This window comes from Chryseobacterium sp. MEBOG07 (assembly GCF_021869745.1).
Lineage (GTDB): Bacteria > Bacteroidota > Bacteroidia > Flavobacteriales > Weeksellaceae > Chryseobacterium > Chryseobacterium viscerum.
This window is the reverse complement of the sequence record NZ_CP084579.1, coordinates 4739300-4761336: the sequence shown is the minus strand read 5'-3', so window position 1 is coordinate 4761336 and position 22037 is coordinate 4739300. Positions and strand designations below refer to the sequence as shown.

Genomic DNA, 22037 nt, shown 5'->3' with positions numbered 1-22037 from the left:
GTTAAATATGAAAATGAAGTTAATACTAAGCACTGCTGTGCTGTTCTTTGTAGGAGGACATCTGGTGGAAGCCCAAAAGGTGAAACGGGACACAATACCTCAGGACACTAAGATTGATGAAATTGTTGTGGTTGCCTATGGAAGCCAGAAAAGAGAAACCATGGTAGGTTCCAATACCGAAGTAAAAGCCAAGCAATTTGCAGACCGCCCTATTACAAGTATCGGACAAGCTTTAGACGGAGCCAGTGCTGGGGTAAAAGTAAGTACCGGTACAGGACAGCCGGGAAGTTCACCAAGTATTCAAATCCGTGGGATAGGTTCGTATGGTATTACAACCAATCCTTTATATGTAGTAGATGGTACCATATATACCGGTTCTCTTGCTGCCATCAATCCCAATGATATTGCATCATTCAATATCCTGAAAGATGCTGCCTCTACTTCTTTGTATGGTTCTGCAGCAGCTAATGGTGTTGTTTTGATTACTACAAAATCTGGTAGAAAAGGAAAAGATGCGTTCAACTTTAGTATGAGTACCGGAGCAATTGGAAGATCAATTCCTGAATACGACAGAGTGAATGTTCATCAGTATTATCCTCTTATCTGGGAGTCCATAAGAAATGGCAGAATGACCTCAGTACCTGGTACAACTATCGCTGACTCGAATACTTATGCTACAACACAGCTGATTTCAGGAGTTTTGAAGACCAATGTTTTTAATGTTCCCGATAATCAGTTAGTAGTGAATGGAGTTTTAAACCCGAATGCAAAACTTAAATATACAGATTTAGACTGGCAAAAACCTTTGATGAATACAGGTTTCAGACAGAACTATGAATTGAATTACAGTGGTGGAAGCAATACAACGACCTACTTTTCTTCAGTAGGATATACCAATGAAACAGGATATCTTATCAAATCAGATTTTGAAAGATTTACAGCAAGATTAAAAGTAGATTCACAAGTTAAAAGCTGGTTGAAGTTAGGCACAAGTATAAGTGGGGTATCTTCTAACGGAAATAACTCTGTAGAAGGAGTAGATAACAATTCTGCTTATATCAACCCTTACAGATGGACAAGAACAATGGGGCCTATTTACAGTCCTTATGCGCATGATCCCAATACATTTGCTACCCTTTATGACAAAGCGGGAAACATAGTTTACGATGCAGGAAGTGCCAGAGGAGCTGATGCGGCGGCAGGAAGAAACGTAATTCAGGAAACACTTTTAAATAAAGATCTTTCTAAAAACTATTATATCATTTCCAGAGCCTATGCTGAGATCAAAGTAGATCCTTATCTTACTTTATCTACCAACGTAGGGTATGATATTAGAAATAACAGAAGAAGTACCTATGGAAATAAAATTATCGGGGATGCAGCTCCCGGAGGTTCAGCTGAAAAATACAGCTTTACTGAACAAACCTTCACCTGGAACCAACTCTTAAATTACAAAAGAAAATTTGGAGAGCACAATTTTGAGTTCCTTTTTGGATATGAAAGCTATAAATTCATGTATGAATATCTGTACGGATATAAAAAAGGACAGATTGTAGACGATAATGATGAATTGATCAACTTTGTAACGCCTGCTACACTTACTTCCCGTACAGACAATTACAGAAAAGAAGGGGTGTTTTCAAGATTGAATTATGACTATAAATCAAAATATTTAATTTCAGGATCTATCCGTTGGGATGGCTCATCCAGATTTGCTAAAGATGTAAGATGGGATTCATTCTGGTCTATTGGTGCAGGATGGAGACTGAAAGGAGAAGAATTCTTAAGCAATTCTAATCTTATCAGTGAATTAAAACTAAGAGGTTCTTATGGTGAAGTAGGGAATGACAGAACAGACAGTTATTACATGTACAAAAGTACGTATACTTTAGGGTATAATAATGCTCAGGAGCCTGGAATCTTATTTGGCTTTTTGGCTGATCCTACCATTACTTGGGAGGCAAATAAACAAACCGATATAGGAATTGATTTTGGATTTTTAAATAACAGAATTACAGGTTCTGTAGAATATTATAAAAGAGTTACAGAAGACCTGATCTTCCCGGTTCCACTTCCGGTTTCTTCCGGAGTTCCTGATAATACAATCAGTAGAAACGTGGGAACAATGTATAACCGTGGATTCGAATTCAGCATTAATGCGGACGTTATTAAAACTCAAAATTTCACGTGGAATATCAATGCGAATGCATCAACCCTTAAAAACCAGGTTACCGAACTTTCCAATGGAATAACGGAAATCATCAATGGAACAAAGAAAGTTTCTGTGGGACATTCAATATATGATTACTGGTTAAGACAGTGGTATGGGGTAGATCCGGCGGATGGCTCACCTTTATTCCTGGCTGCTGATGCGTTTGCTAATACAACAGCTGCTGATATCAGAACTGTGAACGGTCAAAAAGTTACCACCAATTTTAACAAAGCGAAATATGATTATTCTGGGACAGCAATTCCTGATTTATTTGGAAGTTTCGGAACATCAATTACGTATAAACAATGGTCATTATCTGCAATGTTTACCTATCAGTTAGGCGGAAAAACATATGATTCCAATTATGCAGCATTGATGTCCAGCTACTCACAAGGAGGAGCTTTAAGTACAGATATCCTTGACAGATGGACAACTCCGGGTCAGATTACTGATATTCCTGCATTAAATTCGTCAACATATACGAGCTCAAATGCCGGGAATTCATCAAGATGGCTGGTAAGCTCAGATTTTATTACATTTAGACAGGCTACTTTAAGCTATAGTTTCAGTCCTGAAACTTTATCCCAGCTTGGAGTATCAGGGTTAAAAATCCTTGTTTCGGGTGAGAACTTATGGAGCAAAACAGCAAGAAAAGGGTTAGAACCGGCACAAGCTTTCAATGGTACTGCATCAAACAGATATACGCCGGCGAGAGTAGTAACGATAGGATTTAATGTATCATTTTAAATAATTAAGTAATGAAAAATTTCAAAAAACAATATATAAAATGGGCTGTTGTTCTTTCAGTCTTTACAGGGGTGGTTTCATGTGAGAGTGATTACCTCGAAACAGACCCTACTACTGCGGCTTCAGAAGAAGCAGCGTATTCAAGTGCTGCCAACCTTATGGCAATTGTGAATGGGATGCATAGAGATATGTATTACAGACAAAATGATAACCAGGGACAAAATGGACAGGGCGGAATTATGATTATGATGGATGCTTTAGCAGATGACCTTGTTTTCCCATCTACCGGAAATGGCTGGTATGTTTCAACGGTAAGATGGCAGGATCAGGTAAATGATAATGCTGCCAATGATTTTTACCCTTATCAGTTTTATTATGCATTGATCAGAAATGCAAATTTAGTGATAGCTAATGGCCCTTCAGTGCCTGCACCTAGTGCTGCTGATGCAACTACTATTAAAGCAGCTATTGGTGAAGCATATGCATTTAGAGCTTTCTGTTATTATATGCTGGTTCAGATTTATGGTAAACGATATGTGCCGGGTACAAACAATACACAGCTTGGTGTTCCTATCAGATTAGTTGCTAATGAAATACCTTTGGCAAGAAATACTGTAGAAGAAGTGTATACGCAGATCGGAAAAGATCTTAATGAAGCCGCAACCAGACTTACTGGAGTTGCCAGAGCGACAAAATCGCACTTTAATGATAAAGTAATTTTAGGATTGAAGGCTAGAATCGCATTAACGCAAGGGAATTATGCTGCTGCTGTAACTGCTGCTCAGTCTGCCCGCGCAGGATTCGATTTGATGGATAAAACTGCTTATACTGCAGGATTCAACAATTTGGCAGGAAACAGTGAGTGGATGTGGGGTGCTACAATAATAGCAGATCAGGGAGATTCATTCTCAAACTTTGGTGCTTATATGTCAAGAAACTTTAATTCAACTAATATTCGTCAGGCTCCAAAGGCAATCAATAGTAAATTGTACCAATTGTTTCTTAATAAAAAAGACGTTAGAATTGATAACTTTGACCCGACAGGAGCTCATACTAACCTGGGGCTGCCAACAACATATTCTAAATTTCCATATACAAGTCAGAAATTTTTGGCCGCAAGCCAAGCCGACAGTAGAGTAGATGTACCTTATATGAGGGCTGCTGAAATGTATCTTATAGAAGCAGAGGCTTTAGCAAAATTAGGTGATGAGGCAGGATCAAAAGTAGCATTGAATACATTAGGTAAAAAAAGATTTACTGATCTTGAGGTTAATTATGTAGGGACTTCAGCTACAGGATCTGCGTATCTTACAGAAGTACTTAATACCAGAAGGCTTGAGCTATGGGGTGAAGGTTTCAGATTCTTAGATTTGAAAAGACTGAATTTAGGTTTGGACAGAACAGGAGCTAATCATTCTTCTGTAGTGACCAATAACGTAATGACCGTTGCTAATACAGATTTACGTTGGGAATTCCTGATTCCAAGAGCTGAAATCAATGCCAACCCATTGATTGTTCAGAATCCATTATAACACGTACAGATTTTAATATATGATTGAGGACCCTGCCATTGGTAAGGTCCTCTTTTTTATAAGTCAGATTCACAATGAAAATTATTTTTAAAATTTAAAATAAATAATTGCTGGATTGAAAATAAATTTTAACTTTGTAATTCAAAGTTCTTTTTATGGATTCAAAAAACTATCACGAAGACTTATCTCATATCCGTTCTATGATGGAACGGTCTTCCAGATTTATTTCCTTAAGCGGTTTATCAGGAGTTGTTGCAGGACTGACGGCAATTATTGGGGCTGTATATGTGTATTTTGTTTTTCAAAGAGAAGGAATAAGCTATTTTGATGGAGACAGAAATATTCTAGGCCCTGCCTTAGTTAAAGAATTGGTACTGATTGCAAGCGTAATTTTATTGGTCGCTATCCTCAGTGGATATATTTTTACAGCTCATAAAAGTAAAAAGAAAGGATTGAAGATCTGGGATGCTACTACAAAGCGGCTTTTGATTACCTTTGCAGTGCCTTTGGTAGCAGGAGGAGTCTTTTGTCTTGCGCTTCTTTATCATCATCTTTTCGTTTTCATTGCTCCGGCTACTCTGATTTTTTACGGATTGGCTCTGGTGGCTGCAGAACGGTATACATTAACGGATATAAAGTATTTAGGATATCTTGAGATCATTTTAGGACTTATTTCTTTATTCTTTTTAGGATGGGGATTGGTCTTTTGGGCAATTGGTTTCGGAATTTTGCATATCGTATACGGATTGATTATGCATAAAAAGTATAAGTAGTGGAAGTTAGGTATGGTTTTGCTATTGCTATTGAATGGTGGAACCGGTAGAATAAGTATAAATGTTGCCTTTAGCAGTGATTGCTGAATAAACAAGATAAAGTAAAATGATCAAAATAAATCAACTCAATAAAGAATTCGAAAGCCGTGTAAGATTGGGCATTATGTCTGTTCTTATGGTCAACGACTGGGTTGATTTTTCAGAAATGAAAAGCCTGCTCGAAATTACAGATGGAAATCTGGCCAGTCACAGCAATGCATTGGAGAAAGCAGGATATATCGAAGTGAAGAAAGAATTTGTTGGGAAGAAGCCTAAAACCTCCTACCGTGTAACGCAGAGTGGAAGACAGGCATTTACAGAACATTTAGATGGCCTTGAAAAATTATTGGGACGATAGTCCTATATTTTTTTGAAAATTTACTTTGAATTACAAAGTACTTTATGAATAAAAACATAAATAAAATGATAACACAAAAACAAAAAACACTCACAATTTATGCCCTTCCATTGGTTTTACTGTGTATTCCATTGCTGGGGAACCTATTTTCTAAGGAAATAAACTGGTCAGCTTCAGATTTTCTGATAGCAGGAACTTTACTCTTTACAACAGCTTTTTTGATCAACCTGGTCAGAAACAAAATTAAAAAGCAAAGTCAGAAAGTTCTGATCTGTATTTTCATTTTGCTAGCTCTTGTATTGGTATGGATGGAACTGGCGATAGGGATTTTCGGAAGTCCATTTGCAGGAAGCTAAACACAGGATTTAATCACTATTACTAAATAATGAAAGATTCGGAAATAATAAATCTAGGTAAGGCTATATTCGGTGTGTTTTTTTCAGTGGGAACACTTTTCCTTTTAGGAGCACTTATTACAAAGAATGACGGATTTGCCATGGCAGGCTATATGTTAATTGTTTTTGGAGTGCCAGTCAACGTATTATGCATCCTGGGATTTTTGATATATGGTATGATAAATACGTCAAAATTCAAAGATTGCATGGTAGCGATACTCATTGTGACGGCCAATATTCCCATCGCATTTACTTACACTATTATAGGTCTTAGTCTTTTCGATTAATATACATATATCAATACTATTATGAAAAAAATACGCGTTCAGTTTCTGCTTTTTGTGTACGATAAAACGCAGAAATTATACAGAAAATACTTTAAAAAGAAAAAAGACAATGGCAGTTCAACGAAAAACAACTGCTGGAATTTCAGGAAGATTCCCTAGGAAGAAAACTGGGAGAATTTTATAGGAAACATGGTTTTTCTATGATCCCCAAAATGGAAAACCATGATGTACACCATCTGATTACCGGCTGTGGAACCAACTTCGAAGATGAAATTGCCATGCAGTATCTGCTCCTTGGAAACGGTAAACTCAATGCACATCTTCTGGCGGCAATCGTATTAGGAACAATTATTCTTCCGGAATATGTGAAAATTTATATCAAAGCCTACAAAAAAGGTCAGAACATGAGAACCTTCCATCACTGGAATTTTGAAGAACTGCTATGGCAGAATTTTGAGCATGTGATGGATTTCATTCAACAGAAAGAAACCGTTGTTCTTCATTAAAACTTGATATGATGAGAAAAATAAAATTCAGTCCGTTAGGAGAGAAAACATTCATAATCTCCTTTTTGCTGGGAACATGTTTATTGCTTTTGTTCTGGATTACAAGGGCAGAATTTCTTATAATATTCGGGTTTTACTATGTTGTTATTGCTGCAGTTATTAACCTGTTGATCACTTTATATGAACTCATGGAATATCTGAATGATATCTCAGAAAACAAAAGTTCAGGAAATTCTGTACTCCTATTGTTACTCAACATTCCTATTGCTTTTACATACCTCACTCTATTCTTTAATATTTGCTAATCTCTATAATTGGTCACCTTAAATCTTTCAATTTTTTAATTCTTAAATCTTTAAATATCATGAAAACACATCACTATATATTTCTGACAGCCCTTCTATTTGTCATTCTATTTTATGACCAGGATGTAGGGCTGAACCTTGGAATTCTTGGAATTGTCTATGCAGTATTAACCCTTTTCAGAACTCCGAAAAAAAATAAAACCGGAACCCTGTATGTCCTTTTTGCAACAAGTATTCTTTCCAGTATTGCTTTTGCCTGGTATGGAGATTTTCCATCCTTTTTGGCGGTGGTGAGTTCGCTTCTTTTGCTGGGGTATAAATCAAAAAATAGAAGGATGAAAATTCTTCTTCTTGTTCCGGTTTTTATTGTCAACTGCTGTACTTCCTTCTGTCGTTTTTTTAATTTCGATAAATGGATTCCTCAAAAGAATGTTCCCGGATTATGGCAGAAGGCGTTGGCTTTTATTTTGATTCCACTTGTGCTTGTTTCGGTTTTCTTTGGTATCTATTCTGCGGGAAGCAACCATTTTGCAGCCCTTTTTACAGATTATGAGCTGGATCTTAATCTTTGGCAGGTCTTCTGTCTTTTTGTTTTAGGGTTTTTTATTGCCTTCAATTACTGGAACTATGCCGTAGAAAAACTGATCTATAAAAACAATTATTTTTTGGATAATGACTTTCAAAAAGATTCTCAAACTCCCAAATCTACTTACTCTTTCCTTGATCTTGATGCTGAAAGAATGAGCGGAGTAATATCTTTTGTTTTACTGAATATCCTATTGATCTTCTTCATTATCACTTACAATTATGAACAGTTTTATGAAGCGGTAAAAACACCTGTTCAGCTTTCAGAAGAAACGCATGAAAGAGTAAATGCAGTGATCATGTCTATTGTAATGGCTATTCTTGTGATCATGTTTTACTTTAAATCCGGATTTAATTTTGATCCAAAAGCAGGGCTCCTGAAAATATTGGCCAAAATCTGGATTTTCCTCAATGCCATCCTTGTACTGTCTGCAGCTCTTAAGAACTACGAGTATATTGTAAACTACGCATTTACCTATAAAAGACTGGGTGTTTTTGCCTTTTTACTTTTATCAATAGTAGGACTGGTTTTAACCTTTATTAAAATTCAAAAGAGAAAAAGAAACATATTCCTGGTGAATATGATGGTCTGGTATCTTTATGGAACCATTTTAGTGTGCAGTTACTTCAATTGGGGTGGTTTTATTACTTCCCAGAATATAAAGCGAAAAGATTTTGCGGTCAACTATCATTTAACTTCTATCAATTTCAGTGAAAAAGCGCTGTTGAAATATGCAGATGAAAAAAATGATCAGAAGCTTAAAAAGTCCTTACAGAATAAAGTGAAAATGGAAACCTCCAAGAGTTTCCTTTCAAAGATCATGTATTATCAGACTATTAAATAATCAATCATGAGAAAATTCCTAGAATCTTCAAGGTTTAAAATCAATATATTATTGATACTGATGACTATATTCTGTTTCAGTCTCTCGGCTTTCAGATATTATATCAGTGATACAAAAGTATTTTTATTCCTCAACTGGAATCTTTTCCTGGCGTGGATTCCTTTATTGTTAAGCTCTTTTATTCTTGCCTTTAACATCAAAAGTAAAATCTCCCTGATCTTTATTATTATAGTCTGGATTTTGTTTTTCCCCAATTCCCCTTATATTCTCACTGATCTTTTTCATCTGAAGGCAAGGAATACGATCCCGATCTGGTATGATCTGATTGTCATTCTCTCTTATGCATGGACGGGGCTGATCTGTGGTTTTATAAGTCTTAATGATATTGAGCAAAGGCTTTCAGACTATTATGGTAAAAGAAACTTCATCAACGGGTTGATTATTTTTTTCCTTTTCATGAGCAGCTTTGGAGTATATCTGGGACGATTTCTGAGGTGGAACAGCTGGGATGTGCTCAATAATCCTTTTGGTCTTTTCTCAGATATTGTAGTGCGGTTTATCTATCCGCTGGAATATACCAAAACATGGGGCGTTACGCTTTTGATGGGAATTATGCTGAACTTTATGTACTTTACCTTTAAATGGATGGGGACAAATAATGGAAGAGAATTACAGCCGGAGAAAATAAATTATTAAACGAATTGGAACAATTTTAGCATTTAAATGAGCTCAACAAATGAATGTTGATCATCCTTAAAATTAATATTATGAAAAAATGCTTATTGTTAATCCCTTTGATTATTGTTGCTTGTAAAAAAGAACCTGCTGTGACAGCAATTCAGGATAAGGATTCTACAATCGTAACAGAAATGCCGGACTCTGTGGTAAAAGCTGATTCCGCTGCATTGAGAAAAAGAGATTCAATTATTAACAATGCTCCGGTCACTAAAGATGTTTTACGCAAAGGCGTAATGAGAAATGAAAAAGAAGGTCAGATCATAAGAACTGCCGATGCTACTCAGCTTCCTTTTACTTTGGGTGAAGAATTTACAAAAGATGATCAGGAACTGGTTTTAAAACTGACCCATTACGACCGACCGAATATTAAAGCAAAAATTTCAACCAAAGAGAAAGATTTCAATATCCGTTTCAATCAGATCAAACTTCCTAACGGAGACTATGATGGGCCTTTCGGAAGAGAAATTACATATGACACTTCCGGAAAAGGAGAGGTGTGGCTGATTATAGGGAAAAGTAACATGGCTTCCGGAAATACCAAGGGAAGTTTTACAGTGACTGTAGAATAAGATGAAATCAATTTGGTACAGTTTCTGCAAACTAAACCCTGAAGTTTAAAATTTAATATTATGAAAAATATAGTTCTAACAGCCATAGCTGCCTCAGCCGTACTCGTAAGTTGCGGAACCGTACAGTCGCTGGTTCAGAATACATTTCCATACACAACGAATGTTTTAGTTTCTACAGGAGTTCCTGCAGATAAAGAAGTTTCTTCCACTGCAACCGCTACCAATGTACAGACGTGGTTCGGAGGAAATAATAATGCAAAGATCAAAGATGTGAGAATTTCAGATGCAAAAATTTCTGTGGCATCTCCCTCAGGAGGAAATCTGAGTGCATTCAAAACCATTAAAATATACGTTTCATCCAACGGAACAGGAGAAAGATTGATCGCATCTCGTTCCAATATATCTGCTAATTCTTCCAGCTTAAATCTGGATCTGAATGATACAGGATTCCTGGATGAAATTGTGAAAAGTTCAGGATTAACCGTAAGAACGGTTTACGAGCTGAAGAATCAGACCTCTTCAGATATGAATATTAAGGTGGCCCTTAATTTCAGCAGTGTTCCTGCGAAATAAAACCGAATAAATATTTAGAAAAAACCGCCTTTCAGAATTCTGAAAGGCGGTTTGATGTGAAGTAAAATGTATATAAAGTTTGTCTATTAGAGTTTTGTGAACTTCTCAACAACTCTTCTTTGCCCTTCATTGATATTAATAATATACTGTCCGGTTGGCAACTGTGAAATGTCGATCTTTTCATCAGATAAAACAGAATTTTTGATCACGGTACGCCCCTGAAGGTTGATGATTTCAAAATCCATTTTTTTGTTTTCTGCATTGTGAATAGCAATAGAATTGCTTGATGGATTAGGATAAATTTTAACCTCTAAAGCAGCCAAAGTTTTAATAGGTGTTGCAAATTTACTCTCCAGTTGAACAATGGCATTCTTCACATTAGGAAGAGGTCCTATCTTCTGACCTGTCACGGTTCCTCCCTGAGGAATCCCTGTAGAAATTAAAAGGTTTTTCATCGCTGTTGGAGTCAAATATTGACCTGTAGTTTGGCGATAGAAAGATTGTATCAAAATAGCTGCAGAAGAGACTACCGGTGTAGCAGAACTTGTACCACTGAAATAATTATAAGTTCTGTTGTTGTCATTGTCATATTTCGCATAAGATCCATACCCTGCTGCCATAACACTGCTTCCCCAACCCTGAACATCCACTCTGTTTCCAAAAGTACTGAAACTTAATTTTGAATGGGTTGTATTGGGAGATCCAGCTCCTACAATGATAGCACCACTGTTTCCTCTTGCATTATATGTCGCATAAAACGGATCATCCAGATTCTGATTTCCATTACCCGCAGCTGCAATGATAATAATTCCCGAATCAGTAGCCGCTTTTGTAAGATCCCAGATTACTTTATCATATTCTGCAGGACAATACTGTCCGTCTTTTCCACCCGTCTGCATTTCATATAAAATAATATCGCCGGCCTGGGAAGCGTTTATAGATCTGCTCACTGCAGAAGCCCTGTTGTATCCCACCGTGGTCCATTCCATGAATCCCTTTATTTCAGAAGTATTGTAAGCCGCTCCTGTAAGTCCGATATTATCTTTTATGGAACCTAAAATACTTACCACAGCAGTTCCGTGGTCACGATAATTATTATTAGCTAACCCGGCATTCGGAGAATATCCAGGTTCAAGTTGTATAGAATTTTGGTTGGTCAGCATTTCATGAGTTTTGTAAAAACCATATTCTACATCACGTACCCGAATATTCTGTCCGGTGATTCCTCTTGACCATGCATATTTTGCATTAATTCCCGGATTGTCATTCAGGTAAGTCTGCAGGCTTTCAAGATCTGGAGTCGCTACAAAAGCATTTACCAAGGGGGGTTCTATAGGAGTAGCACTCATCACAGATACATATTCTATCTCCGGAAATCTCTCCAGGGTCTGAATGATTTTCTGTGCTGCTTCCTGGTTTTGAACAGGTAGATCTGCTTTGTAAATCCTTTTCAGTTTTTCCACAGATTCTCCAGAGTTGCCGATAGCTTTGCTGCTTCTGGCCATTTCATCAAGTTTATGGTCTGTGAAATCCAGATCATACTTAAACGAAATATGATTTTCTCTTGAAAATCTCTCCAGATCAGCATTTCTGCTAAAAGCTGTTTTCTCTGAATTAATGCCTTTTGAAAAGCATACATAGATCACTGAATTTTGATCATTAGCCATTTTGGCTTGGCTGTCCTGGCCAAATGACATAGAAGAGCAGAACGCAAATAATGCGAGAAGGTTGATTTTTGTTTTCATACTATTTTGTTAAATGGTTGTAAATCAAAACTGATTTACATCAAAAATAATAATAAAATGAAAACAAATCACATTTTTGTGAATTTATTATTGAATTTTTTTTCTTTGCCTTATGGGTAGGGCATTTTATCGTTTTTTGATAATAACCCTTACCGATTTTTAAAACCGATGAGGTTTTGAAAGAATGATATTAATAGTATTTCAATCTTAAATTTCCCTCTGTTTATCACAAAAAAATACCACTCAGAATCGCTGAATGGTATTGTTGAGGGGTACAGGTTTATTCTTTATATATCGTCAAACCAGTTTAATGTATTTTTGTGGTAAATCACTTTATTTTTATTCATAATCCGGTATTCAATACCAATGCTATCTTGGTTGACATTGATGAGTTTCGCTTCCTGAATTGACTGCTTTTTTTCATCTAAATAAATTTCAGGGGAAGGCTGTACTACCTTCTCTATAACTTCTGAATAGGGTGTTCTTGAGATTTGTTTTTCGAAGATTCCTTCTTTTTTGTAAATCGTAATGAGCGGTCTGGACAATGCTCCCGGCCGACCCCTTTCCATTCTGTAAGTATCATCCAGCTGAACTCGCTGTTCACACCCTGTGGTACAGAAATAAAGGAGCATACTAAAAAAAGGAATCATCATCGGTAGAATGCTCAGAATAATTCCCGATATCAAAAGACCAAAGTATACTTTGATTATTTTTTTCTTCCAGAACCAAATGATGATAAAAATGGTCATTGCCAACCAAATCCAGCTAATTATTTTATCAATATAATATCCGGCAAAACTGTAATGGTTCAGGCTTAATACGATCCCAAACAGAAAAATTAAAGTCACCGCCAGATAAGCAATGACTATATTCTTGTTCTTCATTTCTCTGAATTAGTTTTTGGTAATAGAATCCATTACAATTGTGACAGGTCCGTCATTGACCAGGGATACTTTCATATCGGCTCCGAAAATTCCGCTTTCTGTCTTTAATCCTGACTTAGCTATTTCTTCTTTAAAATAATCAAAAAGAGGAACAGCTTTATCAGGTTTTGCCGCCTTTATGAAAGAAGGGCGATTGCCTTTTTTATAATCTGCAATTAATGTAAACTGGCTGATGCAAAGGATTTCTCCTGAAATATCCTTCACAGAAAGATTCAGTTTTCCCTCTTCATCTCCAAAGATTCTAAGATTTAAAACCTTCTGTACAAGCCAATCTGCATCTGTTTTTTCATCATTTTCATCTACACCTACCAGCAGCATGAGTCCCTTTCCGACTTCACCCACTATTTTCCCTTCTACTTTTACACTCGCTTCGGAGACTCTTTGTATAACGATCTTCATTTTATATTCTAAAAGTAAACATTCAACGTTTTGCTAGGCGCATCATAACTGTAAGGATAGGTCTTAGGCGGAAGAGACGTTTTAGCGCCCGACTCTGGCTGTCCCGTACTTAATATCCATCTTGTGTTGTCCTGAGGGCATATAACGGCAATATTGTCTTTTACCTCAAGAGTTGTATTGTTATCAGGGCATATATGAGGAGCATTCCTGTCATATACTTTAAATCCGTTTGCTGTTCGGACAATGATTAGCCCTCTAGTTCCAGATTGCTGCTCATTGACGTAAATCCAACCGTTGATATTGTTCAAAGCATAGTAGGCAGGCAGATTTAAATTAAGTGATACATTGATCGGAGTATTGGGAAAGCAGCTCACTGTATCTTCTCTGCTTCCACAAGAATTTATAGTTAAATTACTGAAAATCAATAAACTGAAAATAGATAAGATTGAGAAAGTTTTTTTCATTTCAATTTAAATTTTTATATATTTGTAAAAGTTAAACGATTACAACACGAAAACATTGTCCGGCAAATGTCGGATTATTTTTTTATACTAAAACTAAATTTTGAAAATTATGGCAAGCTATGTAACTAAGGAGGGCCTAGAGAAAATGAAAGCTGAGCTTGAACAGTTGGAAACTGTGGAAAGACCAAAAATTACTCAGCAGATCGCAGAAGCCAGAGACAAAGGAGATTTGTCAGAAAATGCAGAATACGACGCTGCTAAAGAGGCTCAGGGTATGCTTGAAATGAGAATTTCTAAGCTGAAAGACGTTGTCTCTACTTCTAAAATTATAGACGAAAGCCAATTAGATACTTCAAAAGTTTCAATCTTAACAACAGTGAAACTTAAAAATAATGCTACACAGCAAGAACAGGTATTTAAATTGGTACCGGATAACGAAAGCGACCTGAAGACAGGAAGAATTTCTGTAAACACTCCTATCGCAAAAGGTCTGTTAGGAAAAGTAATTGGCGAAACTGCTGAAATTACTTTACCCAACGGAAACAAACTATCTTTTGAAGTATTAGACATTTCTTTATAGTCTGATACCATATTCTATTTCTAACTTCTGATATCCAACTTCAATATAAAATGAGCACTATATTCACAAAAATCATCAATGGCGAAATTCCCTCCTATACAATTGCAGAAGATGAAAATTTCATTGCATTTTTAGACGCAATGCCTTTGGTGAAGGGACATACTTTAGTAGTTCCGAAAAAAGAAGTGGATTTGATTTTTGATCTTGAAAGTGAAGAATACAAAAACCTTTGGGGATTTGCTCAAGAGGTAGCCAAGAAGATCAAAACTGCAATTCCATGTGTAAGAGTAGGAGTGGCGGTCGTAGGACTTGAAGTCCCTCATGCGCACATCCATCTCATCCCTTTAAACAAGGTGGAAGAAATGAATTTTAGAAATGAAAGATTAAAATTAACGAACGAAGAATATACAGAGATTCAAAACTCAATTATTAATTCTTAAAAAACAGAAAATCGTAAAAAAGTAATTTTTTACGATTTTCTTTAATAACATATACATATATATTATATCATATGAACTCAAACCAATGTTCTTTCTGTGGCAGAAAAAGAAATGAAGTGCAGATGCTGATTTCTGGCCAGAATGGTTTTATTTGTGAAAATTGTATAGAGCAGGCACATGCTATTGTAAAAGACGGTGCATCCAAAACAGAACATTCACCTGCAGACAACATGGATGAACTTAAAAAACCTAAGGAGATCAAGGTGTTTCTTGATCAGTACGTGATCGGGCAAGATCAGGCGAAAAAACAGCTTTCAATTGCTGTATATAATCATTATAAGAGATTACTTCACGCTCAGGACGAAAACAGAGAGGTGGAGCTTGAAAAGTCAAATATCATCATGATCGGGGAGACCGGAACAGGTAAGACCCTTCTTGCAAAAACAATCGCGAGAGAACTTAATGTTCCTTTTTGTATCGTAGATGCTACTATTTTAACAGAAGCCGGATATGTAGGAGAGGATGTTGAAAGTATCCTGTCCAGACTTCTGATGGTCGCAGATTACGATGTGGAAAAAGCTGAAAAAGGAATTGTTTTCATCGATGAGATTGATAAGATTGCAAGAAAATCTGACAATCCAAGTATTACAAGAGACGTTTCCGGAGAAGGAGTACAACAGGGATTATTGAAACTGTTGGAAGGAAGTATTGTGAATGTTCCACCACAGGGAGGAAGAAAACATCCGGATCAAAAATATATTCAGGTGAATACTCAGAACATATTATTTATTGCCGGAGGAGCTTTTGACGGAATCAAAGAGATTATCGAAAGAAGAATGAACAAGCAGGCAATCGGATTCAGCTCTGAAAAAATTAATAAAACAGATGAAGACGAATATGTATTAACAAATATTAATGCAATTGATCTTCGTACTTTCGGATTAATTCCGGAACTTTTAGGAAGATTTCCAATCATCACTTACCTCGATAAACTCACAAAAGAGACGCTGGTAAGAATCATGAAGGAACCTAAAAACTCAATCGTGAACCAATTTGTAGAACTATTCAAAATGGATGGCACGAATTTGGCAATTACGGATGGGGCAATTGAAAAAATTGTTGAAGAGACCCTTGAAAAAGGATTAGGTGCCCGAGGACTAAGAGGCACTACTGAAAAAGTTTTGGAAGACTACATGTTTTCAATCGGAGAGGAGAAAGATATTGTCCTGACAGAGGATAATGTTTTGATTAATAGATAATTTTTTTTTTTTTTTAGAAAAAAATATTATACCTTTGCGGGTGAAGATTGTATTAACAACACACAAATAATTTATACAATGAGAAAAAGTTTATTTGCTATAGGTCTTTTAGCAATTAGTTATTCTGTTCAGGCGCAGATACTATGTCATGTTGACACTAATGCTAATATGTATGTGAGCGAAGGCACCCTAGTTTATAGCGGTGGAGGTGTACAAACAAAAGCCAATGGTATTTTGGACGTACATGGGAATATCATGGTCGTAGGATCTGGTACAGATAGTTTTAAAACAATTGATGCTGCCGGTGCAGATAAAACCGATGGTGGAAATATTATTTTAAGACTTAATACCCCTACTACTTTTGCTGCTTCCACGTATGGTCAGCTGTACATCGATGGATTATCCCAGTCCAACATTACTGGTGTTGTCACCAAAGAATACAGAGCTACAAGTAACGGTAGCGGTAATTATTTCCAGCAAGTTGCTTTACCTTTCTTTGGTAAAGCTTACAATTCATTATCTACTGAAGTTGGTAAAACTTTCAATACCGGAAGGTATAGTAACCCAATTCTAAAGTGGGATAATGCTAATGCTGTTTCTATTACTACTTTGAATCTAGCCCCTACCTCGACTACTTGGGATGCTTCAGGTTATTATATGCTAAAAATTAGCAATAATGACTGGAATCCAAGTGCTCCTACAGGTGCGGCGACTGTATTCAATATTAATGGTAAACCATATGCACCCTATGCTGGTGCTGTAACATTACAGAATGCAGGGAAATCTAATGTAGGTGCTTCTAATGTAGTGTTTGGAATTAATGGTAATGCTGTAAACCAATACAACGAGAAGTATAATACTTATCTTGATGACAGTTTTGAGTTTACTACAACCCCATGGGCTGGAACATTTGGTCAAAATTTCTATCAATTCGGAAACCCTTTCCTTACCAATATAGATTTAGCTAATATTGGATATACTGAAGGTGGTACAACAACTGATGGAAATGCAGTGAAAAATATCTGGGGTATTGAATATAACCCAGGTACAGTGGTTACTCTTTCAAATGGTTCTACTTATGCTACAGGGGCTCAGGTAGTTACTTACATAACTACAGGTGATGGAGTTGCTCCAGCAGTTGGAGATGTGAACTTAGATAAAATGGTTATCAAACCTATGCAGTCGTTTAAAATAAAGTTAAGAGACAATTCACTTCAGACTTTAAACTTTAATACACTGAGAAGATTTAAGTCAACAGCAAGAACATCAGGTACTGATTATAATGTGAATGCTGCTAAAATGGCTAATGGCAAGATTGCAAGCAATTCAATAAAACAGCTTGGAGTTATTGGACTAGATGCTAATGGAAATGAACTTTCCAGAACATACTATGTTGTTTCTCCAGCATTAACAACCGGACACCAGATTTCTGCTGCAACTTCGGTTCAGGCTTCAGCCGGTAAAAATCTTATCGGTACTTATGAAGAAGCATTGAATGGCGGGTATGATACTAATAATCAAAACTATTGGTTATATATTAACGAAGCTAATGAGAATAACTTCCAGGGTAAGAATGTTAAGTTAATGAGCTATTACGACCAGGTGAAGTCTTATAAATTCGAGATCAGAGAAAATACTGAGTTAATTCCAGCTGGTGCACACCAGTTATCTTCAGGAATTGGTTTCTATTATAAAGCAGAAAATGGGAATTTAATAGAAGCTAAGCAAGGAGGTATTGTACCTGTAACAAATGAGGAAGCTAATTTGTACTATGGAGAACCTAGCAATATTACTTTAGGAGTAGATAAAAATGTAGCTAACGCTTCAAGAACACTTGTAGTGTATGATCCATCTATTACAAATTACATTGTAAGATTTGATCCAAAATGGAAAAAAGCAGATATTCAAGTTTATGATATGAGCGGTAAACTGGTAATCTCTAAAAAAGCGGTTGAAACATCCAGAGATTTTGTAATCGAGCTTGATGGCTCAGTTAAAAATTCATATGTTGTAAAAATCGTTTCAGACAAGGGAGAAACTGTTAACACTAAAATCTTAAAATAAACCACATGAAGACTATTAATAAACTAGTATTGGCCCTTTTTCTATTTGTTATATCTTTAGCAAATGCAGCTCCACCACCACCAGCAAGCGGAGGAGGAAACGGAGGAAATGGTACAGGATCACTTGCTTCACCCATTGATATGTATGTATATGTACTTGGTATTGCAGCAATTGGATTTATTGTTTACTTTACAAAAAAGTATAAAAGCGTAAAAGCATAAAATTTTATTAAAATAATATTAAACTCTCTGATTAATCAGAGAGTTTTTTTATTTTTACTCTATGAAAAAGATTTATACACTATCTGCTGTTTTGGCCGCATTTGCTCTACAGGCTCAATTTACGGTTACAATTCAGACTCCGGCAGATTTTAAAGATCAGGATGCTATTCTATATACATTAAACGGCTCGAAAGATATTATTGTTACTAAAGGACAAAGTAAGAATAATACATGGACCTTTAAATACCCAAGCAACTACATGGGAATGATGAAAGTCTATTTCCCGGTTTCTAATAATACAGTAAGCTTTATTTCTGAAAATAAAAATGTCAACTTTAAGCTGGATATCCAGAATAATAAGGTTAAAGATGTTACTTATCTGGACGAGGCCAATGCTCTGATGAGTAAGCAGCAGGAAGGATCACAAAAGAAAGAGCTTATTCTGCCAGCTTTATCTCAGATCAAAGAATATTATAAAGATAATACAGACTTCGGAAAAGCCTTGAAAACAGAAATTGACAGACTTTCGGGTAATTCTAGTTCTATTGATGCAGCACAGCATCCGTTTATTACATATTATAATACGAATTATAGTAAGTTTTTATCCAATTCAACGGATACTACCAAAAAAGTAGATCAGGAAGAAATAATCAACTTTCTGGATAAATCAGGTGATATGCTTGAGAGCTCATCATTATTGAGACCTGTATTAGTTAACTATCTGAATTCAGGTGGTAATACTAATGTTACAGCTTCCGTTGATAAACTATTAGATCATTTGAAAGTGGAAACTCCAAGAGGGCAGACTGTCTTATCAGAACTGATCGATATCTTTGATGTTTATGATATGGATGAATACAAGAGTAAATACCTTTCGCTTGCCAAGAATCTTAAATGTACAATTACTGACAGGCTTGCTTCTACATTGAAATCGAATGCGAACATTGAAATGGGGGCTGCTTTTCCTAATTATAAATTCCAGTCACCTGTTAATACCACTGCAAAGTCATTATACGATATAAAGGCAGATAAAAAGGTTGTTGTTTTCTGGTCATCTACATGTTCACACTGTGAAAGCGAGCTTCCGAAACTTCTGGAAAAATACAATGACCTGAAATCAAAAAATATTCAGATTATTGGGCTATCCCTGGATGTTGATAAAAACTCTTATTCTAAAAAAATTGCAGCCTTTCCATGGGTGAATGATTCAGAATTGAGAGGGTGGAACAGTAGTTATACTGACTTGTACAATATTCATGCAACTCCGACGTATTTTATTTTAGATGCTAACAATAAGATAATCAGTAAACCAGACCATGTTGGGGATGTTTTGGAATATTTTAAGCTAAAATAATTTTGGAGGTAAAGAAATATTTTCTATATTTGCACCACCAAAAAGGCGAGGTAGCTCAGTTGGTTAGAGCGCAGGATTCATAACCCTGAGGTCACGGGTTCAATTCCCGTCTTCGCTACAATAAACCGCAATCATTAATCAATGATTGCGGTTTTTATTTTTAGAATAGTCACAAACATTATCTTCTAATTTTTTCAAAATATTTTCTTTTTTTATAGATTCTGACTTTCCAAGAGAAAATTGAGGGATTTCAAGTCTATACCTCTTTTTACCATAGCACTTATTGTTTTTATAATAAAGGGAAATTAATATGTTCCTTTTATTTGCTTTCTTGTAGGCTTTTTTTGAAAGAACTATTTTATTTTGATGACATCTCTTATTTAGTCGGATAAGACGCGTAATTGATCTGTAAAACGGATGCTTGTAATGGATTGTTTTCCTTTAAAAAGAGTCTTGGAAGAATACTTCTTAAAACATCATGAAAAAAGCCGTTTTACAATCTGCAAAACGGCTTTTTATTTTTTGTATAGGTTCTTTATCAGACCTGGTATCCAAGTAGCTTTCTGATTTGATAAAAGAATCTTTCAATCAATCGCAGATCTTGTGTTACGATCTCTGCACTTCCTCTTAGTTCTTTATCAAAAGTAAGCGTTTTGTTGTAGCTTGTTTTTAATCCTTTTGGTAAAATCACATCTACATAATAATTTCCTTTTTCATCGGGGATAAGAGAAATATTCTGCACTTTCCCCTCGATAATCCCGTATTCCTGGAATCGGTAATTGTCGAGCTTAATCAGTACTTTTTCACCCGGAATTATTTTTCCAGAATTGATTGTAGGAACAGACATCCTGCCTACTAACTGCTCTTTATTGCTAGGGAGAATAGAAAGAATAGGCTCCCCTGATTTTACAAACTGATTTTCACCAAAAAACTGTTGAAAACTGGCAACACCATCAGTAGATGAGATGACAAGGTAATTCAGTTCCCATTGCTTTAGAGACTTTCTCAGCTGTTCAAGGAGCTGTAAAGTTTGTGAAGAGTATGTAATTCTGTCCTTTTCTGTGTTAATGGCAGTTCCGCTTTTGGTTTTATTAAGGTTGGAAATACCTTCATCCATTTGTGATATGGAAATTTTAAGATTTTCAAGGTTTTGCTGAGCCTGAAGAAATTTGATCTTTTCATTCTCAAGTTCCATCGCTGAAATAACACCCTGATTAAAAAGTTCCTGGGATCTGTTGAAGTTTTTCCTCGTCAGATCATATTTTATAGATTCAAGATTCTTCTGTTGTTTTAAGGTAGCTATTCTTATCCTGTATTCAGAAATACTCTGATTGGCTGCCAGGTTTTCAGGAGCATAAGGCTGCAATCTTGTAAATAGGGCCTCATCCTGAAATGCCTTGGCAAAACTGTTATATTCCCCCTGTAATTCGCCTAATTTAAAACTTGAAGTCTGGGCAATAGGGAAGGTGTATAATTTATCAGGAGTAATAGAGTCTACCAGTTTTTTCAACTCTAAAATATCTTTATAGTTGGCTGCAGACTGCATGACCATCAGTACATCATTTTTTTTAACTTCCTGATGATCTTTTATAAATATTTTTTCAATTTTTGAACTTGTTCTGGCTTCTATTTTCTCTGGAGGATTCTGAGAAGTTACAATAATGGGAGCTGGCACAAACTCCGGATATTTTATAATGTAACTCATAAAGAGAATGAGCAGGAGGATAATAAATATAACGGTATTCCCCCAGCGGATCATCCAATGAGGAGGCTGGGTAAGAATATCCTGTACGCTTTCTGAGCGGAGTTCAATATTGTCTAAAACGTCTTCTTTCATTTTTCTAAGATAAAATTTCCCCAATATTTCAAAGGGAATATAATTTAACCAAATGGGCAATTTCCGTCATACCACGATGGTGGTGAAGTATCTGCATCCGGTGGACATGCAATATGGTGGAGATGGCATGACATCCAGCTGCCAAGACACCAGGAACCACAGCAGTTGTTGTCCGGAATAACTACGCCTCCGCTGACAAATGCCAGGTCTTTTCTCGAAAGTTTTTTGAGGTTTTTCATGATTAATTATAGTTTTTATTTTTCCTA

General features: G+C 36.1%; 25 protein-coding genes and 1 tRNA gene. 20 read left to right on the top strand and 6 right to left on the bottom strand.

The window, feature by feature from the left end:
* Window positions 1-13 precede the first annotated feature (13 nt).
* From LF886_RS21925 to LF886_RS21865, 13 genes are all read left to right on the top strand, one after another.
* Entirely contained in the window at window positions 14-2959 is a 2946-nt protein-coding gene (locus LF886_RS21925; protein WP_236851709.1) for a SusC/RagA family TonB-linked outer membrane protein, read from the top strand.
* 11 nt (window positions 2960-2970) lie between these two features.
* Window positions 2971-4491: a RagB/SusD family nutrient uptake outer membrane protein gene (locus LF886_RS21920; RefSeq protein ID WP_236851707.1), complete on the top strand. Its 1521-nt coding sequence runs from the start codon at window positions 2971-2973 to the stop codon at window positions 4489-4491.
* A 155-nt stretch (window positions 4492-4646) separates the two neighbouring features.
* On the top strand, window positions 4647-5264 hold the full coding sequence (locus tag LF886_RS21915; RefSeq protein WP_236851705.1) for a hypothetical protein: 618 nt from the start codon (window positions 4647-4649) through the stop codon (window positions 5262-5264).
* Window positions 5265-5370: 106 nt separating this feature from the next.
* Window positions 5371-5661, top strand: coding sequence for a winged helix-turn-helix domain-containing protein (locus LF886_RS21910; protein ID WP_109739256.1), 291 nt, complete (start codon window positions 5371-5373; stop codon window positions 5659-5661).
* A 65-nt stretch (window positions 5662-5726) separates the two neighbouring features.
* A complete protein-coding gene (locus tag LF886_RS21905; protein WP_236851703.1) occupies window positions 5727-6017 on the top strand; it encodes a hypothetical protein in 291 nt (96 codons plus the stop codon).
* 29 nt (window positions 6018-6046) lie between these two features.
* Window positions 6047-6343 (top strand): hypothetical protein, encoded by a 297-nt coding sequence (locus LF886_RS21900; protein ID WP_236851701.1) that lies wholly within the window; start codon window positions 6047-6049, stop codon window positions 6341-6343.
* A gap of 21 nt (window positions 6344-6364) precedes the next feature.
* Entirely contained in the window at window positions 6365-6502 is a 138-nt protein-coding gene (locus tag LF886_RS21895; RefSeq protein WP_236851700.1) for a hypothetical protein, read from the top strand.
* A gap of 53 nt (window positions 6503-6555) precedes the next feature.
* Window positions 6556-6849 carry a ubiquinone biosynthesis protein COQ4 gene (locus LF886_RS21890; protein WP_236851698.1) on the top strand — a complete coding sequence of 98 codons (294 nt, stop codon included), beginning with the start codon at window positions 6556-6558 and terminating at the stop codon, window positions 6847-6849.
* 8 nt (window positions 6850-6857) lie between these two features.
* Window positions 6858-7154: a hypothetical protein gene (locus LF886_RS21885; RefSeq protein WP_236851696.1), complete on the top strand. Its 297-nt coding sequence runs from the start codon at window positions 6858-6860 to the stop codon at window positions 7152-7154.
* Between the two features lie 59 nt (window positions 7155-7213).
* Window positions 7214-8584, top strand: coding sequence for a DUF4173 domain-containing protein (locus LF886_RS21880; RefSeq protein ID WP_236851694.1), 1371 nt, complete (start codon window positions 7214-7216; stop codon window positions 8582-8584).
* 6 nt (window positions 8585-8590) lie between these two features.
* Window positions 8591-9280, top strand: coding sequence for a DUF1361 domain-containing protein (locus LF886_RS21875; protein WP_236851692.1), 690 nt, complete (start codon window positions 8591-8593; stop codon window positions 9278-9280).
* Between the two features lie 71 nt (window positions 9281-9351).
* Entirely contained in the window at window positions 9352-9891 is a 540-nt protein-coding gene (locus tag LF886_RS21870; RefSeq protein WP_236851690.1) for a hypothetical protein, read from the top strand.
* Window positions 9892-9951: 60 nt separating this feature from the next.
* Window positions 9952-10464 carry a hypothetical protein gene (locus tag LF886_RS21865; protein ID WP_236851689.1) on the top strand — a complete coding sequence of 171 codons (513 nt, stop codon included), beginning with the start codon at window positions 9952-9954 and terminating at the stop codon, window positions 10462-10464.
* An 86-nt stretch (window positions 10465-10550) separates the two neighbouring features.
* On the opposite strand, the gene LF886_RS21860 is transcribed toward LF886_RS21865, so the two are convergent.
* The 4 genes from LF886_RS21860 to LF886_RS21845 all read right to left on the bottom strand — a co-directional run bounded on the left by LF886_RS21860 (window position 10551) and on the right by LF886_RS21845 (window position 14016).
* Window positions 10551-12209: a S8 family peptidase gene (locus LF886_RS21860; protein WP_236851687.1), complete on the bottom strand. Its 1659-nt coding sequence runs from the start codon at window positions 12207-12209 to the stop codon at window positions 10551-10553.
* 287 nt (window positions 12210-12496) lie between these two features.
* Entirely contained in the window at window positions 12497-13093 is a 597-nt protein-coding gene (locus tag LF886_RS21855; protein WP_236851686.1) for a M50 family metallopeptidase, read from the bottom strand.
* 9 nt (window positions 13094-13102) lie between these two features.
* Window positions 13103-13552, bottom strand: a complete 450-nt coding sequence (dtd, locus tag LF886_RS21850) for a D-aminoacyl-tRNA deacylase (protein WP_103232368.1) — start codon at window positions 13550-13552, stop codon at window positions 13103-13105.
* Window positions 13553-13560: 8 nt separating this feature from the next.
* Window positions 13561-14016: a hypothetical protein gene (locus LF886_RS21845; protein WP_152291030.1), complete on the bottom strand. Its 456-nt coding sequence runs from the start codon at window positions 14014-14016 to the stop codon at window positions 13561-13563.
* 109 nt (window positions 14017-14125) lie between these two features.
* On the opposite strand from LF886_RS21845, the gene greA reads away from it, so the two are divergent.
* The 7 genes from greA (at window position 14126) to LF886_RS21810 (ending at window position 20052) form a co-directional block, all read left to right on the top strand.
* On the top strand, window positions 14126-14596 hold the full coding sequence (greA, locus tag LF886_RS21840) for a transcription elongation factor GreA (RefSeq protein WP_103232366.1): 471 nt from the start codon (window positions 14126-14128) through the stop codon (window positions 14594-14596).
* Window positions 14597-14646: 50 nt separating this feature from the next.
* Window positions 14647-15036, top strand: coding sequence for an HIT family protein (locus LF886_RS21835; RefSeq protein ID WP_103232365.1), 390 nt, complete (start codon window positions 14647-14649; stop codon window positions 15034-15036).
* 71 nt (window positions 15037-15107) lie between these two features.
* Window positions 15108-16295 (top strand): ATP-dependent Clp protease ATP-binding subunit ClpX, encoded by a 1188-nt coding sequence (gene clpX / locus LF886_RS21830; protein WP_103232364.1) that lies wholly within the window; start codon window positions 15108-15110, stop codon window positions 16293-16295.
* A gap of 78 nt (window positions 16296-16373) precedes the next feature.
* The gene (locus LF886_RS21825; protein ID WP_236851684.1) at window positions 16374-18359 is read left to right on the top strand and encodes a T9SS type A sorting domain-containing protein; all 1986 of its coding nucleotides are present in this window, start codon (window positions 16374-16376) and stop codon (window positions 18357-18359) included.
* 5 nt (window positions 18360-18364) lie between these two features.
* The gene (locus LF886_RS21820; protein ID WP_236851682.1) at window positions 18365-18580 is read left to right on the top strand and encodes a signal peptidase; all 216 of its coding nucleotides are present in this window, start codon (window positions 18365-18367) and stop codon (window positions 18578-18580) included.
* 61 nt (window positions 18581-18641) lie between these two features.
* Window positions 18642-19934 carry a TlpA family protein disulfide reductase gene (locus tag LF886_RS21815; RefSeq protein WP_236851680.1) on the top strand — a complete coding sequence of 431 codons (1293 nt, stop codon included), beginning with the start codon at window positions 18642-18644 and terminating at the stop codon, window positions 19932-19934.
* Window positions 19935-19978: 44 nt separating this feature from the next.
* Window positions 19979-20052 (top strand) — tRNA-Met (locus LF886_RS21810).
* 420 nt (window positions 20053-20472) lie between these two features.
* Here the strand turns inward: LF886_RS21810 and LF886_RS21805 are convergent.
* Both LF886_RS21805 and LF886_RS21800 read right to left on the bottom strand, forming a co-directional pair.
* Entirely contained in the window at window positions 20473-21771 is a 1299-nt protein-coding gene (locus tag LF886_RS21805) for an HlyD family secretion protein (RefSeq protein ID WP_236851678.1), read from the bottom strand.
* Window positions 21772-21815: 44 nt separating this feature from the next.
* On the bottom strand, window positions 21816-22010 hold the full coding sequence (locus LF886_RS21800; RefSeq protein WP_236851677.1) for a hypothetical protein: 195 nt from the start codon (window positions 22008-22010) through the stop codon (window positions 21816-21818).
* Between the last annotated feature and the right edge of the window lie 27 nt (window positions 22011-22037).

Excerpts from the sequence above, each read along its gene's own strand:
- clpX (WP_103232364.1), top strand. The coding sequence starts at position 15,108 with ATGAACTCAAACCAATGTTCTTTCTGTGGCAGAAAAAGAAATGAAGTG.
- LF886_RS21805 (WP_236851678.1), bottom strand. The coding sequence starts at position 21,771 with ATGAAAGAAGACGTTTTAGACAATATTGAACTCCGCTCAGAAAGCGTA.
- LF886_RS21855 (WP_236851686.1), bottom strand. The coding sequence starts at position 13,093 with ATGAAGAACAAGAATATAGTCATTGCTTATCTGGCGGTGACTTTAATT.
- dtd (WP_103232368.1), bottom strand. The coding sequence starts at position 13,552 with ATGAAGATCGTTATACAAAGAGTCTCCGAAGCGAGTGTAAAAGTAGAA.
- LF886_RS21880 (WP_236851694.1), top strand. The coding sequence starts at position 7,214 with ATGAAAACACATCACTATATATTTCTGACAGCCCTTCTATTTGTCATT.
- LF886_RS21905 (WP_236851703.1), top strand. The coding sequence starts at position 5,727 with ATGATAACACAAAAACAAAAAACACTCACAATTTATGCCCTTCCATTG.
- LF886_RS21825 (WP_236851684.1), top strand. The coding sequence starts at position 16,374 with ATGAGAAAAAGTTTATTTGCTATAGGTCTTTTAGCAATTAGTTATTCT.
- LF886_RS21835 (WP_103232365.1), top strand. The coding sequence starts at position 14,647 with ATGAGCACTATATTCACAAAAATCATCAATGGCGAAATTCCCTCCTAT.
- LF886_RS21910 (WP_109739256.1), top strand. The coding sequence starts at position 5,371 with ATGATCAAAATAAATCAACTCAATAAAGAATTCGAAAGCCGTGTAAGA.
- LF886_RS21895 (WP_236851700.1), top strand. The coding sequence starts at position 6,365 with ATGAAAAAAATACGCGTTCAGTTTCTGCTTTTTGTGTACGATAAAACG.
- LF886_RS21900 (WP_236851701.1), top strand. The coding sequence starts at position 6,047 with ATGAAAGATTCGGAAATAATAAATCTAGGTAAGGCTATATTCGGTGTG.
- LF886_RS21815 (WP_236851680.1), top strand. The coding sequence starts at position 18,642 with ATGAAAAAGATTTATACACTATCTGCTGTTTTGGCCGCATTTGCTCTA.
- LF886_RS21890 (WP_236851698.1), top strand. The coding sequence starts at position 6,556 with ATGGAAAACCATGATGTACACCATCTGATTACCGGCTGTGGAACCAAC.
- LF886_RS21865 (WP_236851689.1), top strand. The coding sequence starts at position 9,952 with ATGAAAAATATAGTTCTAACAGCCATAGCTGCCTCAGCCGTACTCGTA.
- LF886_RS21885 (WP_236851696.1), top strand. The coding sequence starts at position 6,858 with ATGATGAGAAAAATAAAATTCAGTCCGTTAGGAGAGAAAACATTCATA.
- LF886_RS21870 (WP_236851690.1), top strand. The coding sequence starts at position 9,352 with ATGAAAAAATGCTTATTGTTAATCCCTTTGATTATTGTTGCTTGTAAA.
- LF886_RS21925 (WP_236851709.1), top strand. The coding sequence starts at position 14 with ATGAAGTTAATACTAAGCACTGCTGTGCTGTTCTTTGTAGGAGGACAT.
- LF886_RS21845 (WP_152291030.1), bottom strand. The coding sequence starts at position 14,016 with ATGAAAAAAACTTTCTCAATCTTATCTATTTTCAGTTTATTGATTTTC.
- LF886_RS21820 (WP_236851682.1), top strand. The coding sequence starts at position 18,365 with ATGAAGACTATTAATAAACTAGTATTGGCCCTTTTTCTATTTGTTATA.
- LF886_RS21860 (WP_236851687.1), bottom strand. The coding sequence starts at position 12,209 with ATGAAAACAAAAATCAACCTTCTCGCATTATTTGCGTTCTGCTCTTCT.
- LF886_RS21920 (WP_236851707.1), top strand. The coding sequence starts at position 2,971 with ATGAAAAATTTCAAAAAACAATATATAAAATGGGCTGTTGTTCTTTCA.
- LF886_RS21875 (WP_236851692.1), top strand. The coding sequence starts at position 8,591 with ATGAGAAAATTCCTAGAATCTTCAAGGTTTAAAATCAATATATTATTG.
- LF886_RS21915 (WP_236851705.1), top strand. The coding sequence starts at position 4,647 with ATGGATTCAAAAAACTATCACGAAGACTTATCTCATATCCGTTCTATG.
- LF886_RS21800 (WP_236851677.1), bottom strand. The coding sequence starts at position 22,010 with ATGAAAAACCTCAAAAAACTTTCGAGAAAAGACCTGGCATTTGTCAGC.
- greA (WP_103232366.1), top strand. The coding sequence starts at position 14,126 with ATGGCAAGCTATGTAACTAAGGAGGGCCTAGAGAAAATGAAAGCTGAG.